The 14,095-nt window shown below is 59.8% G+C and carries 12 protein-coding genes; 10 read left to right on the top strand and 2 right to left on the bottom strand.

Annotation, left to right across the window (positions count from 1 at the left end; genetic code table 11):
- Nucleotides 1–43: 43 nt before the first annotated feature.
- The 6 genes from QDI87_RS03685 (at nucleotide 44) to ftsH (ending at nucleotide 5,591) form a co-directional block, all read left to right on the top strand.
- Nucleotides 44–589, top strand: a complete 546-nt coding sequence (locus tag QDI87_RS03685; protein WP_051652250.1) for a hypothetical protein — start codon at nucleotides 44–46, stop codon at nucleotides 587–589.
- Between the two features lie 41 nt (nucleotides 590–630).
- A complete protein-coding gene (locus tag QDI87_RS03680; protein WP_255240494.1) occupies nucleotides 631–1,416 on the top strand; it encodes a TIGR00282 family metallophosphoesterase in 786 nt (261 codons plus the stop codon).
- Between the two features lie 153 nt (nucleotides 1,417–1,569).
- Complete coding sequence (locus QDI87_RS03675; RefSeq protein ID WP_036377856.1) at nucleotides 1,570–1,830, top strand: stage V sporulation protein S; 261 nt, start codon at nucleotides 1,570–1,572, stop codon at nucleotides 1,828–1,830.
- Between the two features lie 47 nt (nucleotides 1,831–1,877).
- Complete coding sequence (locus tag QDI87_RS03670; protein WP_278742261.1) at nucleotides 1,878–2,708, top strand: PHP domain-containing protein; 831 nt, start codon at nucleotides 1,878–1,880, stop codon at nucleotides 2,706–2,708.
- A 16-nt stretch (nucleotides 2,709–2,724) separates the two neighbouring features.
- Nucleotides 2,725–3,558: an Asp23/Gls24 family envelope stress response protein gene (locus QDI87_RS03665; RefSeq protein ID WP_255240461.1), complete on the top strand. Its 834-nt coding sequence runs from the start codon at nucleotides 2,725–2,727 to the stop codon at nucleotides 3,556–3,558.
- Nucleotides 3,559–3,611: 53 nt separating this feature from the next.
- Entirely contained in the window at nucleotides 3,612–5,591 is a 1,980-nt protein-coding gene (ftsH, locus tag QDI87_RS03660; RefSeq protein ID WP_255240460.1) for an ATP-dependent zinc metalloprotease FtsH, read from the top strand.
- A gap of 100 nt (nucleotides 5,592–5,691) precedes the next feature.
- Here the strand turns inward: ftsH and QDI87_RS03655 are convergent, their stop codons facing one another.
- Entirely contained in the window at nucleotides 5,692–6,930 is a 1,239-nt protein-coding gene (locus tag QDI87_RS03655) for an aspartate aminotransferase family protein (RefSeq protein WP_244881844.1), read from the bottom strand.
- A 120-nt stretch (nucleotides 6,931–7,050) separates the two neighbouring features.
- Nucleotides 7,051–9,006 (bottom strand): peptidase U32 family protein, encoded by a 1,956-nt coding sequence (locus QDI87_RS03650; protein WP_278742258.1) that lies wholly within the window; start codon nucleotides 9,004–9,006, stop codon nucleotides 7,051–7,053.
- A 440-nt stretch (nucleotides 9,007–9,446) separates the two neighbouring features.
- On the opposite strand from QDI87_RS03650, the gene pheS reads away from it, so the two are divergent.
- The 4 genes from pheS (at nucleotide 9,447) to QDI87_RS03630 (ending at nucleotide 14,064) form a co-directional block, all read left to right on the top strand.
- Nucleotides 9,447–10,475, top strand: coding sequence for a phenylalanine--tRNA ligase subunit alpha (gene pheS / locus QDI87_RS03645; protein ID WP_005842326.1), 1,029 nt, complete (start codon nucleotides 9,447–9,449; stop codon nucleotides 10,473–10,475).
- A 15-nt stretch (nucleotides 10,476–10,490) separates the two neighbouring features.
- Complete coding sequence (gene pheT, locus QDI87_RS03640; RefSeq protein ID WP_278742255.1) at nucleotides 10,491–12,926, top strand: phenylalanine--tRNA ligase subunit beta; 2,436 nt, start codon at nucleotides 10,491–10,493, stop codon at nucleotides 12,924–12,926.
- A 48-nt stretch (nucleotides 12,927–12,974) separates the two neighbouring features.
- Nucleotides 12,975–13,235 (top strand): cell division protein ZapA, encoded by a 261-nt coding sequence (locus QDI87_RS03635; RefSeq protein WP_005842329.1) that lies wholly within the window; start codon nucleotides 12,975–12,977, stop codon nucleotides 13,233–13,235.
- Nucleotides 13,236–13,419: 184 nt separating this feature from the next.
- Nucleotides 13,420–14,064 carry a TetR/AcrR family transcriptional regulator gene (locus QDI87_RS03630; RefSeq protein WP_270843380.1) on the top strand — a complete coding sequence of 215 codons (645 nt, stop codon included), beginning with the start codon at nucleotides 13,420–13,422 and terminating at the stop codon, nucleotides 14,062–14,064.
- The last annotated feature ends 31 nt before the right edge of the window (nucleotides 14,065–14,095 follow it).

The following is a 14,095-nucleotide window of genomic DNA, read 5'->3' as shown; positions in this document are numbered from 1 at the left end:
CGGGCTTTGTCCCGGACCCTCAGTCTGTTAAGAGGATACTATCATGTTTGGTTTCAGATCACAGCGCAGCAAAGAGGAGGAGAAGGCAGGCATCCAGTTCCTGGCTTCGATGCTCGTCTGCTATCCGGAGATCAGCTCTTTGTCGTACGATCCGCGACGCTCGACGCTGACGTTTGAGTTCATCGTACGCGGCGATTACCCCGCACGCGAGCTCGATGCCTTTGCGCGGCTTCTCTCGGAGAGCATTGAGACATACCACGTGCTGGTCGCCGACGAAGAGGTCGGCGCCAACATCTGGGTCGAGGAAGTCTCTGCCGAGAAAAAGACGGTCATGTTCCATGTCGAGCGCGATGTCATGACACTCGAGCGCGACGAGCTGACGCTCATCGCACGCCTGTTCACGGAGCGCTTCGGCAAGGCGCTGCTCGTCGACGAGCACTCGCTGCAGAAGCTCGAAGAGGACTTCGCGACGGTGCAGAGTGAGCTTCTCGACCAGATGCTCGACCAGGTCCAGCGGCGGGAGTTCCGCTTCCGCATGCACATGGTCGGCCTGCGCGAGAACGACCGCGTCGTCGTCTACAATCGCTGACGCGCTGATACGCTGCTGTGCAGAAGAAAGAGGGAGATATGTTGAAAGTCATGCTGGTAGGAGATGTCATCGGCCACTCGGGCCGACGGGCATTCTGCAAGATCACGCCGAAGCTGCGCAAGGAGAAGGCTATTGACGTCGTCATCGTCAATGGCGAGAACTCCGCGGGCGGCAAGGGCTTCACACGCAAGTCGCTCGATGAGCTCTATCGCGGCGGTGCCGATGTCATCACATCGGGTAATCACGTCTGGGACAAGCGGGATGTGCTCGAGTTCATCGATCAGGAGCCATTCCTGATCCGCCCAGCCAATTATCCAGAGGGCACGCCTGGCAAGGGCTGGTGCTCGTACCCGTTCAAGGCGAAGAACATCGGTGTCATGAACCTCTCGGGCCGCGCCTTCATGCCGCCACTCGACTGCCCCTTCCAGAAGGTCGAGGCGCTCCTGCACGAGATGCAGGATGAGTGCGACATCATTTTCCTGGACTTCCATGCAGAGACGACGTCCGAGAAGATTGCAATGGGCTGGTACCTCGATGGCCGCGTCAACGGCGTCGTCGGCACGCACACACACGTGCAGACAGCCGATGAGCGCATCCTGCCGCAGGGCACGGCCTATATCACGGATCTCGGCATGGTCGGTCCGCGCGACTCTGTGCTCGGCGTCAAGACTGACCTCATCCTCAAGAAGTTCACGACGGCCATGCCCGTCCGCTTCGATGTCGCTGAAGGCCCCTGCGTCTACTCAGCCTTGATCGTCGAGATCGACACGGCGACAAACAAGACTTGCGGCATCGAGCGCATCATGCTGCAGGAAGATGCGCTCTGAGCACGGAGTGCAAACACACTTTTGAGAAATAGCGCGGGAAAAGAAGGATTTCCATGCTCGACGACGAATAATAGAAACTAGTGATAGTATGAATAACAGCATGCATAGCGATTCATATTCCAGCAGTAGGTGAACAAGGAGGTCGTGCTAATCATGGAAGTCTTGAAAGTTTCTGCAAAGTCGAATCCGAATTCTGTTGCCGGCGCATTGGCTGGCGTGATCCGTGAGAATGGGAGTGCGGAGATGCAGGCCATCGGAGCCGGTGCGCTCAATCAGGCCGTCAAGGCCGTCGCGATTGCCCGTGGCTTTGTCGCACCACACGGCGTCGATCTCATCTGCATCCCGGCCTTCACCGACATCAAGATCGACGGGGAAGAGCGCACGGCAATCAAGCTGATTGTGGAGCCCCGCTGAGGCGGCTCTGATGATGGATCAAGAGACGATTTAGGAGTGAAATCAGGATGCCAAGTGATTTGCATATGCACACGACGTACTCGGACGGCAAATTGACGCCTGAGGAACTCGTGGCAAAGGCGAAGGAGGCTGGCCTCACGTACATGGCCATCACGGACCACGATACCGTGGAAGGGATCAGCCATCTCTACGAGAACGGCCTGTACCCGGCGAGGGGGATACACATCATCCCCGGGATAGAGTTCAGCGCGCATCATCCGACGCGTGAAATCCACATCTTGGGATACAATGTCGACATCTATTACGGAGAACTCGTCGATAAGCTCAACGATGTCACAGAGGCGCGCTGGACGCGCTTCAGCGAGATGGTGGAGAAGCTCCAGCATCTCGGCTATGAGATCAGCGAGACAGAGGTCCTGACGATTGCGGGCACGAGCCGTTCCATCAGCCGCTCTCACATCGGACGCGTCCTCGTCAAGAAGGGGTATTTCCTGACGGTCCGCGATGCCTTTGAAGCGATGCTCATGAAGGGCAAGCCCGCCTATGTGCCGCATTATCACCTTGAGGTCGAGGACATCATCGGCCTCATCAAGGCGGCTGGTGGTACTCCCGTGCTCGCGCACCCGAAGCTCATCGGTGACGACAGGCTTGTCGAGGAGCTCTGTTGCCGCGGCATCGAGGGTCTCGAGGTCTTCTATCCGCAGCACGATGAAGCTGACACAGCGCGTTACCTCGACATGGCGAAGCGCTATCAGTTGCTCGTGACGGGCGGCTCAGATTACCATGGCTTCGCGACGCGCTACCCGCAGGACCTCGGCGTCTTCACCATCGATGACTGCTGGGCGGAGAAACTATACCGCCCGGCCCAGAAACTCTGAAAGCAAGGGGAAAAAGATGGATGTCATTGCCTTAGTCGGTCCAAGTGGGACCGGAAAGAGTCATCGCGCGCTGATTGTCGCGCATAAGAATGGTGCCGATGCCATCATCGATGATGGCATCCTCATTAAGGACGGCAAGATCTTGGCGGGCCACTCTGCCAAGAAGGAGCAGAGCAAGATCATGGCCGTCCGCCGGGCTATCTTTGTACTGCCGGGTCATGCAGAGGAGGTGCGCAAGGCCATCGAGAACTCGAAGCCGCACCGCATCCTGATCCTCGGCACCTCGGAGAACATGGTCCAGAAGATCACGAAGGCCCTGCGCCTGCCGCCCATCGCGAAGATCATCCGCATCGAGGACATCGCCACGCGGTCAGAGATGGAGAAGGCGCGCTTCTACCGCGTCAAACAGGGGAAGCACATCATCCCGGTGCCGACGATTGAGCTCAAGCCGCATTTTTCCGGCTACCTCATCGATCCGCTCCAGTCGTTCTTCAAGCGCTCCTCGACGCGGCGGCGCCGCCTGGGCGAGAAGTCTATCGTCAGGCCGGTCTTCAGCTATTACGGCAAGCTCGTCATCGATGATTCCGCCATCAAGGGCATCGTGCGCCACGTCATCCTCGCAGAGGGGCCTTTCAGCAAGGTCAGCGATGTGGAGGTCAAGCACCTCTTCGTCGGCGATGAGGACCAGGGACTGCGCATCTCCTGCAACGTCGTGCTGACGTACGGCAACCACATCCCGACGCTCCTGAAGCAGGCGCAGGAGAAGGTCACGAGCCATGTCGAGTTCATGACCGGCATGATTGTCCACGAGGTGGACATCGTCGTCAAGACACTCTACGTACGAGCATGATCGTGCCCCCGCGAGAGGCTGCGGGGGCTTTTCTTTATCTGGAGGTGACTACTATGAAAGAAGTTAAATCGCCAAAGAAGCCGATGGCCTTTTACTATATCGTCGTCTTGGCCCTGATCCTTCTCTTCAACGAGATGGCCAGGCCTTACATGGAGCAGGCACAGATCGTGCCGGTCGACTACAGCACGTTCATGCAGTCCATCGACGACAAGACGGTCGACCACGTCGAGATCCAGTCGAACCAGATCCTCTACACGGTCAAGGACGACCACAAGAAGTACAAGACCGGCATCATGAACGATCCGACGCTGGCGCAGCGACTGATGGAGTCGGGGGCGACCTTCACACAGGATATCAAGGAGGAGACATCGCCGCTCATGAGTTTCTTCCTGGCCTGGATCCTGCCGCTCTTGATTTTCTTCGCCATTGGCCAGTATATGAGCCGCAAGATCATGGACCGGGCAGGGGGTAACTCGATGATGTTCGGCGGCTCAGGCAATCAGGCGAAGATATACGTGCCATCGTCGGAGGGCATCCACTTCAGTGATGTGGCTGGCGAGGATGAGGCCAAGGAGAACCTCTCCGAGATTGTCGACTATCTGCACAATCCTGCGAAGTACACGAGCATCGGCGCCTCGATGCCGAAGGGCGTGCTGCTCGTCGGCCCTCCGGGCACCGGCAAGACGATGCTCGCGAAGGCTGTCGCCGGCGAGGCCAATGTGCCGTTCTTCTCGATTGCCGGCTCGGAGTTCGTCGAGATGTTCGTCGGCATGGGTGCTTCGAAGGTCCGCGATCTCTTCAAGCAGGCCAAGGAGAAGGCGCCGTGCATCGTCTTCATCGATGAGATCGATGCAATCGGCCAGAAGCGCACGGGCGCCACGATGGGCAATGACGAGCGCGAGCAGACGCTCAACCAGCTGCTGACTGAGATGGACGGCTTTGAGGGCAATACGGGCGTCATCATCCTCGCTGCGACGAACCGCCCCGATTCGCTTGACCCGGCGCTGCTGCGCCCCGGCCGTTTTGACCGCCGCGTGCCGGTCGAGCTGCCGGACCTCAAGGGACGTGAGGACATCCTCAAGGTGCATGCAAAGAAGGTCCGCATGGCGGACGATGTCAACTTCCACACGATCGCGCGCATGGCCGCCGGTGCCTCTGGCGCAGAGCTCGCCAACATCATCAACGAGGGCGCGCTGCGCGCTGTGCGCTCGGGCCGCAGCGAGGTGACGGAGGCGGATCTCGAGGAGAGCATCGAGGTCGTTATCGCTGGCTACCAGAAGAAGAACGCCATCCTGTCGGATGCCGAGAAGCGCACGGTCGCCTATCACGAGATCGGCCATGCGCTCGTCGCGGCTCTGCAGTCGCACTCCGCACCGGTCCAGAAGATTACCATCATCCCGCGCACGTCAGGTGCTCTCGGCTACACGATGCAGGTCGAGCAGCAGGATAAGTACATTCTCTCCCGCGAGGAGCTCGAGAACAAGATCGCGACGTTCACGGCCGGCCGCGCAGCCGAGGAGGTCAAGTTCGGCCTCGTCAGCACGGGCGCCTCGAATGATATCGAGCAGGCGACGAAGCTCGCCCGTGCGATGATCACGCGCTACGGCATGAGCGAGGAATTCGACATGGTCGCCATGGAGACGGTCAACAACCGCTACCTCGGCGGCGATACGAGCCTGACCTGCTCTGCTGCTACGCAGCAGCAGATCGACAAGAAGGTCGTCGAGCTCGTGCGCAAGCAGCACGAGAAGGCCATCGGCCTATTGAAGGCCCACATGGACAAGCTTGACGCGCTCGCCTCGTACCTCTACGAGAAGGAGACAATCACCGGCGAAGAGTTCATGAAGATCCTCGAAGGTGACAAAGCGGAAGAACCGCAGGTCGAAGCCGCCGAGCAGAAACTCCTCGCAGATGAAGCGAAAGACGACAGGGCGGATGCCGAAAAGGCGAAGAAGCTCGCTTTCCTGCCGGAAGAGGAGCGTGGCAGCGAGACGAAGCCCAATCCCGATGAAGTGAAGAACGATAACGCATAAAGGATGATGACCTGGATGCAAAAAGGCCGCCCCTTGTTGATGGGGGTGGCCTTTTTGTGTCGGGGCTCATTTCATTGTCGGAGATGTGCAGTGAAGCGTATCAGAGCTTCTTCTCGGTCAGCACCATCTCGAGTGCATTGAGCACGTTGTCGATGTCTTCTGCCGTGATGACGAGCGGCGGCTGGAAGGCCATGACGTTGCGGGCGACGCCGTTCTTGCCGATGATGAAGCCGCGGTCTTTGAGCGTCTCGAGTACATCGTCGAGCTCTGCGGCAGCAGGGCTCTTGTCGGCGTGAACGAACTCAGCACCCGTCATGAGGCCGAGGCCGCGGATATCGCCGATGATGGCATGGCGCTTCTGGATCTCGCGCAGGCCGGCGCGCAGCTGCTCGCCGCGCTCGCTGGCATTCTGGCAGAGGTCGTGCTTCTCGATGTAGTCGAGCACGGCGAGGCCGGCCGTCGTCGAGACGGGGTTGCCGCCGAGCGTCGAGGCGCCCGGGCGCGTGTAGGTATCGGCAATCTCCGCCGTCGAGATGAAGGCCGAGATCGGAGCGCCGTTGCCGAGTGCCTTGGCTACGGCCATGATGTCCGGCACGACGCCGAAGTTCTCGATGGCAAACATCCTGCCCGTGCGTCCAAAGCCCGTCTGGACTTCGTCGGCGATGAAGAGCGTGTTGTGCTGTGCGAGGATTTCCTTGACGCGCTGGAAGTATCCCTCAGGCGGCACGACGATGCCTGCATTGCCCTGGATCGTCTCCGCGATGAAGGCGCCGGGATGACCGGCCGTTGACGTCTGGATGACGTCCTCGACCATGTTGGCGCAGGCGAGGTCACACGTCTCGCGCTTCTTGCCGAGCGGGCAGCGGTAGCAGTACGGGTTCGGTGCGAAGTGGATGCCGCCGACAGGATTCTCATCCGTGCGCCACATCTGGATGCCCGTCACGCTCATGCCGAGCTTCGTGCGGCCGTGCAGGCCGTTCCGCAGGGCGATAATCTCGTTGTTGCCCGTGTAGATGGAGGCGAGCAGCAGCGCGCCCTCCGTGGCCTCTGAGCCGGTCGAGCAGAAGAACGTCTTCTGCAGCTTGCCCGGCGTCACTTCGGCGAGCTTTTCGGCGAGGTTCACGAAGTTCTCCGTCAGGTAGATGTTGCAGACGTGCTGCAGCGTGCCGACCTGCTCCTGGACTTTCTTCGTGATCTCCGGATTGCAGTGGCCGCAGTTCATGACCGATACGCCTGCGAAGCAGTCGAGGTACTTGCGTCCCTCGCTGTCGTAGAGGTACTGCATCGAGCCCTTGACGAACTGACGCGGCTCCTTGTAGAAGTGGCCGAGACACGGCATGATGTACTTTTTCTTTTTCTCGATGATGGCCTCTGGGCCGATGTAAGCTTTCTCTGCCAAATGAAACCCTCCTAATGCATGTGATGGATGTATCGTGGTATATGATGAAGCGGGTGCCGGTCAGATGGAGTTGCGGCTCTGGCGGAAGCGATAGGTGCCGATTCCCCACTCGCGCGGGCTCAGGCGCTCGACTTCCTCGAACGCTGCGTGGTCGAAGGCTTCTTCAGCGCTCTTGCCGGCTGCGAGCGCGTCGAGCGCCTCGCGGTAGAGCTTCGTCACGCGGCCCGTGAGCTCCGGCGTGTAGTCCTGCGCTTCGATGCGGTAGGAAGCAAGGCCGTTGAACTTCGCGAGGTACGGGTAGAGGCAGAGGTCCTTGGCGAAGTAGAGATGATTGCGCCCGTACTGGTCAATGCGGATGGCGTGTTTCTCGCCGGCCGTGTCGAGGAGCGCGTAGTGGCGGTCGAGGACCTCCGGGTTGTCGAGCTCGTTGAATTCCGGCAGGCTCATTGCCGGGAAGTCATGGTCACAGATCATCGACTCGTAGGAGCCGTGTACGACCGTCTCGAGCGGCAGTTCTGCCGTCTCGACGATTTCGCGCAGCTGCTCGAATGAGAGCTCGTACGATGTCGCGGCCATGGACAGGCCGTTTTCCTTCAGGAACTTTGCGGCGAGCTGGTTGAAGAGGTTGAACGAGATATCGGCCTGCACTGGCAGATCCGTGATGCTCTGCGCGAGTTTCAGCGAACCGAGGTTGCTGACCATCAGGCCGTCCGGTCTGATCTCGCGCAGCGCCGTGAAGAACTGCTCGAGTTCACCGCACTCGCGGCGCATTGTCGTGCGTGGCGTCGTGACGACGACGCGCGCCTTGCCCTTCGCGTAGGCGAGAATCTCTTCGTAGTCGCCGAGCTTCCACGGGCGCAGCGGGCGGAAGGCCTCGCCGCCGACATAGACCGTATCGGCGCCGCTACGGATAGCTGCCTTGGCTGATTCGACCGTATTGCAGCGCACACTGAGCACGCGGTGCGCTGCATTCTCTTTCTCGATATCGCATTCCTGGCGCAGCACCTCATCCTGGAAGCCTGCCTCCTTGACCGCATGGCTGAAGAAGCGCGGCTCGCGCTCACCCGTGAAGCCGATGTCTTTCTTGCCCGGCTGGCCGAAGGCGAACGTCGTCGTGAAATCGCGCGCGCGGTTGTCGTAGAGCGTCTTCCAGCCCTCTTCATCTGTCGTGTAGCCGTTCGGATCTGCGATGTAGGCATCGATGGCCTTGCGGTACGTCGAGACGATGCGGCGGATGAAGCCAGCCGGGCGCATGCGGCCTTCAATCTTGAAGGAGAAGACGCCTGCCTGGATGAGCTGCGGGATGGCGCGGTACATGCACATGTCCTTGAGGGCGAGCTTGTAGGCACCGGGGCCATCTTTGTCGAGGACTTCGCCCGTCTTCTCGTCGATGAGCTTGTAGGCCCAACGGCACGGCTTGAGGCAGCGGCCGCGATTGCCGCTCTGGCCGAAGAGCACGCCTGAGTGGATGCACTGCCCCGACTCGCTGATGCACATGTCGCCGTGCATGAAGTACTCGACCTCGATGCCCGTGCGCTCGCGGAAGAGGCTGAGCTCGGAGAGCGTCATCTCACGGCCGACGACGATGCGCGTGATGCCGTATTCCTTGAGCTTCTCGATGGCATGCTCATTGTGGGTGTTCATCATGACCGACGTGTGCAGCGGGATCGTGATGCCCATCTCGTGCACGAGCTCGAGCACCGCGAAATCCTGTACGAGCAGTGCGTCGGGGCGGATTTCGTTGAGGTAGGCGAGGTATTCGCGCAGCGCCGGGATCTCCTCGTTGCTGATGAGGTTGTTGAGCGTGATGTAGAGGCGCACGCCGTGTTCATGCGCGTAGTCGATGGCCTTCTTCAAGAGCGCATCGTCGAAGTTGAATTCGCCCTCGTGCATGCGCATGTTGAAGTGCTTGCCGCCGAGATAGACAGCATCTGCGCCAGACTCCACGCCAGCGACCAGCGCGTCCCACGTGCCGGCCGGGGCCAGGAGCTCTACCGATTTGCGATTGAGTAACATAGTTGTAAAAATCTCCCTTTTTTGAAAAGAATTCGAAAATAGAACCAAGAATAACAACAGCTACGACAAAAGATGACTTCCAATATTATATCAGGTATTTCCCATTCTATCAATTTCTATCTTTTATATGTGCGATACATGCGATGCATGCGGCAGGGGCAAAGAGGACGATTTGCATTTTCCACGTCGTTGTGCTATATTAAGAGAATCATGACGATGATGAAGAAGAGTATCCTGAGCGCGCATCGACAGGGAGTCCTGCCTGGACTGGGAGCAGGATGGTGTGCACAGGTGAAGTTCGCTTCGGAGTCTCCGCAGGAAATGGCGGACGCAGGGCTGCGTTAGAGCCAAACGAAGCTACAAATCAGGGTGGTACCGCGAATCCTACCTTCGCCCCTCGTTTTCGGGGGCGGAGGTTTTTTATTTTCTAGGAGGTCAGTATGGAGGACAAGATTGAACAGCTGAAGGCACAGGCTGCCGAGGCAATCAAGAACGCTGCAGGGAATCTCTCGGAGCTCGACGATATCCGCGTCAAGTTCCTCGGCAAGAAGGGCGAGTTCACGACCATCTTGCGCGGCATGGGAGCACTGGCAAAGGAAGACCGGCCGAAGGTCGGCAAGATCGTCAACGAGGCGAAGGCGGAGATCGCTGCTCTCATCCAGCAGAAGAATGAGGAGCTCAAGGCTCGCGAGATGCAGGCACGTCTCGAGCGCGAGAAGATCGACGTCACGCTGCCGGGCCGCCAGCAGCCGCTCGGCCATCTGCACCCGCTGACGCTGACGCTCGAGCGCATCAAGGACATCTTTTTCCGCATGGGCTTCTCCGTCGAGGAAGGCCCGGAGATCGAGAAGGACTACTACAACTTCGAGGCACTCAATCTGCCGAAGGACCATCCGGCCCGCGACATGCAGGATTCGTTCTACATCACGGAGGACATCCTCATGCGCTCGCAGACGTCGCCGGTACAGGCGCGCACGATGCAGAAGAATGAGCCGAACGCGCCGATCCGCATGATCGCGCCGGGCCGCGTCTATCGCCGCGATGAGTACGATGCGACGCACTCGCCGATGTTCACGCAGGTCGAAGGCCTCGTCATCGACGAGGGCATCACGTTTGCCGACCTCAAGGGCACGCTCGAGCTCTTCCTGCGCCAGATCTTCAGCGAGGACGTCAAGGTCCGCCTGCGTCCGAGCTTCTTCCCGTTCACGGAGCCGTCGACGGAGGTCGATATCTCCTGCGTCATGTGCCACGGCAAGGGCTGCAAGGTCTGCAAGGGCACGGGCTGGCTCGAGATCCTCGGCGCTGGCATGGTCCATCCGCATGTGCTGGAGATGAGCGGCTACGATCCGAAGAAGGTCTCGGGCTTCGCCTTCGGCATGGGCGTGGAGCGCATCGCGATGCTCTCGTACGGCGTCGACGACCTGCGCCTGTTCTACGACAACGACATGCGCTTCCTGCGCCAGTTCTGAGAGAGGAGATAGACAATGCAAGTTTCCATTAAGTGGTTGAAGGACTATATTGATTTTGACTGGTCGGCAGAGGAGCTGGCTGACCGCTTCACGATGGCTGGCGTGCCGGTTGAGAACGTCATCCGCGCGGACGAGGGCCTCGACAAGGTCGTCACGGGCCGCATCGAGAAACTCGAGAAGCATCCGGACTCGGATCACCTCCAGATCTGCCAGATGAACGTCGGCGAGAAGGAGCTCATCCAGATCATCACGGGCGCACAGAATGTGGCTGAGGGCCAGGTCGTGCCGGTCGCGATGGTCGGCGCGCATCTGCCGAACGGCCTCCACATCAAGAAGGGCAAGCTGCGCGGCCTGCCGTCAAACGGCATGCTCTGCTCGGCTGGCGAGCTCCACCTCGACCTCACGAAGCTGACAGAAGAGGAGAAGGACGGCATCTACATCCTGCCAGAGGGCACGCCGGTCGGCGTGCCGGCCAAGGACGTGCTGGGCCTTGACGATGTCGTGCTCGAGTTCGAGCTCACGGCAAACCGCGGCGACTGCTTCAGTGTCATCGGCCTTGTGCGCGAGATTGCCGTGCTGACGGGCAACAAGCCGAAATGGCCGGTCATCGCCTGCAAGGAGGATGATGAAGCCAAGGCAGCGGACATGGTCTCGGTCGGCATCGAGGCGCGCGACCTCTGCGACCGCTTCAGCGCGCGCGTCATCAAGAACGTCAAGATCGGCCCGTCGCCTGAGTGGATGCAGCAGCGCCTCGAGGGTGCTGGCATTCGCGCCATCAACAATGTCGTCGATGTGACGAACTTCGTCATGATCGAGCTCGGCCAGCCGATGCATGCCTATGACTACGACGAGATCACGGGCCACACGCTGACGGCCCGCCTCGCAAAAGCGGGCGAGAATCTCCACACGCTCGACGACAGCTCGCGCCTTGCCAAGGGCACGGAGCTCGTCATCGCGGATGCAGAGCATCCGGCGGGTCTCGCAGGCATTATGGGCGGCCTCGAGACGGAGGTCACGGAGAAGACGCGGACGGTCGTACTCGAAGCTGCGTCGTTCAACGGGCCGAGTATCCGCCGCACGGCGCGCGCCTGCGGCCTGCACTCGGAGGCTTCGGGCCGCTTTGAGCGCGGTGTCGATGTGACGAACACGCCGCGCGCACTCGAGCGCGCCTGCCAGCTGTTGCAGGACATGGGCGCCTGCACGGTCACGCAGGGCGTCGTTGACTGCTACCCGGATAAGAAGCAGCCGGTGACGATCGACTACACGACGGACGAGATCAATCACCGACTCGGCACGGCTATCCCGGGCGAGGAGATGGTCAAGATCCTGACGTCGCTGGGCTTTGAGGTTGAGGCCAAGGGCAATGAGAGCTACCATGTCACGGTGCCGTCGTGGCGCAATGACTGCACGTACATGGAAGACCTCTCGGAGGAAGTCGCGCGCATCTATGGGTTCGACAACATTGCGAGCACGACGCCTTTTGGGCGCATGGTCCAGGGCAAGCAGAGCGCGAAGCAGAACTTTGTCGACAAGATCAAGCACACACTTGTTAGCCTCGGCATGACGGAAGAGCTGTCGTTCGCCTTTACGAGCACGGATCTCTTCGACAAGCTGCTCGTGCCAGAGGATTCGCCGCTTCGCCAGGCCGTCCCCATCCTGAACCCGCTGACGGATGAGGCGCCGCTCGTCCGTACGTGCCTCTTGACCTCCATCATGGAGAATGCCGTGCGCAACTTCTCGCGCAAGAACAACGACATCAAGCTCTTCGACGTCGCACCAGTATTCCTGCCGAAACAGCTGCCGCTGACGGAACTGCCGGAGGAGCGCCTGATGGTCGCGGGCCTCATCACGGGCCGCCGCGAGGAAGTCGGCTGGAACCAGGGGAATGAGATGGTCGACTTCTTCGACATGAAGGGCATCGTCGAGGAACTCTTCCGCGTACTCGGCATCGCGAAGTACACGGTCGAGGCCGGCGAGCACTTCGCCATGCACCCGGGCAAGACGGCCCTCTTCAAGAAGGGCCGCGAGGTTATCGCCGCCGTCGGCGAGCTTCACCCGCAGGCTGCCGTGAACTTCGGCATCAAGCAGAAGGTCTACCTCTTCGAGATGGACCTCGAGGTACTCATGAAGTACACGGGCAAGAGCTTCCACTTCGAGTCGCTGCCGAAGTACCCGGCCATCGCGCGTGACCTCGCCATCGTCGTCGATGAGAGCGTCGCCTCGGCTGATATCGAGCGCGTCATCGCGAAGAATGGCGGCAAGCACTTCAAGGGCGTCACGCTGTTCGACGTCTACACGGGCGAGCACGTCGCGAAGGGCAAGAAGAGCCTGGCCTTCAACCTGCAGTTCCAGTCGAAGGACAAGACGCTGACGGATGATGAGGCCGATGCAGCCTTTAAGAACATCCTCCAGGCTGTCGAGAAGCACTTCGATGCGGAGCTGCGTGCCTGAGTCATTTTGAGGCATTGTTGAGAGAGTAGTAGGACGGAGGTGCATCAGATGGCTGATGTGGACCCAAAGGCGCCTCAGCGCGTCGTCGTCGAGATTTTCGGCGAGAGCTACCCGCTGCGGACGGATGACCCCGCGCGCCTCAAGAAGCTGGCGGCCGGCGTGGATCACCTGATGAAGAAGATGGCAGGCAGCGTCAAGAGCTTTGACGGCACGAAGATTGCCGTGCTCACGGCGCTGCAGCTCGCCGACGAATACGATAAGCTCAAGCAGGACTACGACGAACTCGTCGAGCTGCTGGACGAGAAATAACAAATACCACCGAGCATAACGGCTCTGCCAAGAGGCCGCCCCGCAAAGGGCGGCCTTTTGCTATGCTGATCTTGAACGAGATGGCGATTTTCTCTTGACGATAGAAAATCTTTTCCGTATAATATTATTATAAACAAAGGAGTTGAACATGTTCAACTTAAAAAGAATCAGGGGGAAATATGAGATGAAACAACACACACAGGAGATCCGGCAGCGCGTGCTGGAAAGCGCCAAAGAATTGCTGATCGAGCAGGGGTACAAGAAGACGACGATCCGCAGCATCGTGGAGCGGTCGGGCGTATTGACGGGCAGCATCTACTACTTCTTCAAGAACAAGGAAGCCATCTTCGCGGAGATGCTCGAGTCCATCATCCACCAGTGCATCGAGAAGATTGACACGTGCTGCGAGGGGGAGACAGCCGCGTTCAAGTTCGCTGTGCTCTGCGAGGTGGAGCTCAAGAAGATGCAGGACGACCCGCGCATCCGCGAGATCTACTTCGAGTGCTACCGCTCGCCGGTCATCTTCGAGAAGTTCGTCGACCTTTTTGCCTCGTTTGCCAAGCGGCTGTTCGGCACGCGCTTCACGGATGAGGAGTACCGCCAGAAGAACCTGCTGATCAAGGGCGCGATGGGCGCGAGTATCACGGCGCTCTACTTCGAGCACGAGATGGACGACGCGCGGACGCGCGCAGAGGTCATCCGCGGCACGCTGCGCCTTATGAGCGTCCCGGAGGCGGAAATCGCGGCGACGATGGACCGCATGCGCGGCCGCGAGGAGCTCTGGCAGCACATCGCACAGGAACTCGTCGAGATGCCGCTGGCCATCTGAGCCGGTGCATCAAGGCAGCGCGGCGCCATGC

Source organism: Mitsuokella jalaludinii (assembly GCF_928722185.1).
GTDB classification, from domain to species: domain Bacteria; phylum Bacillota; class Negativicutes; order Selenomonadales; family Selenomonadaceae; genus Mitsuokella; species Mitsuokella jalaludinii.
Note: the sequence above shows the minus strand (reverse complement) of the source record. Positions and strands in the feature narration are given on the sequence as shown.

Bases quoted from the DNA above. Each gene is read 5' to 3' on its own strand.
- QDI87_RS03685 (WP_051652250.1), top strand. From the start codon at position 44: ATGTTTGGTTTCAGATCACAGCGCAGCAAAGAGGAGGAGAAGGCAGGC.
- QDI87_RS03675 (WP_036377856.1), top strand. From the start codon at position 1,570: ATGGAAGTCTTGAAAGTTTCTGCAAAGTCGAATCCGAATTCTGTTGCC.
- QDI87_RS03670 (WP_278742261.1), top strand. From the start codon at position 1,878: ATGCCAAGTGATTTGCATATGCACACGACGTACTCGGACGGCAAATTG.
- QDI87_RS03665 (WP_255240461.1), top strand. From the start codon at position 2,725: ATGGATGTCATTGCCTTAGTCGGTCCAAGTGGGACCGGAAAGAGTCAT.
- ftsH (WP_255240460.1), top strand. From the start codon at position 3,612: ATGAAAGAAGTTAAATCGCCAAAGAAGCCGATGGCCTTTTACTATATC.
- QDI87_RS03655 (WP_244881844.1), bottom strand. From the start codon at position 6,930: ATGCCGTGTCTCGGCCACTTCTACAAGGAGCCGCGTCAGTTCGTCAAG.
- QDI87_RS03650 (WP_278742258.1), bottom strand. From the start codon at position 9,006: ATGTTACTCAATCGCAAATCGGTAGAGCTCCTGGCCCCGGCCGGCACG.
- pheS (WP_005842326.1), top strand. From the start codon at position 9,447: ATGGAGGACAAGATTGAACAGCTGAAGGCACAGGCTGCCGAGGCAATC.
- pheT (WP_278742255.1), top strand. From the start codon at position 10,491: ATGCAAGTTTCCATTAAGTGGTTGAAGGACTATATTGATTTTGACTGG.
- QDI87_RS03635 (WP_005842329.1), top strand. From the start codon at position 12,975: ATGGCTGATGTGGACCCAAAGGCGCCTCAGCGCGTCGTCGTCGAGATT.
- QDI87_RS03630 (WP_270843380.1), top strand. From the start codon at position 13,420: ATGAAACAACACACACAGGAGATCCGGCAGCGCGTGCTGGAAAGCGCC.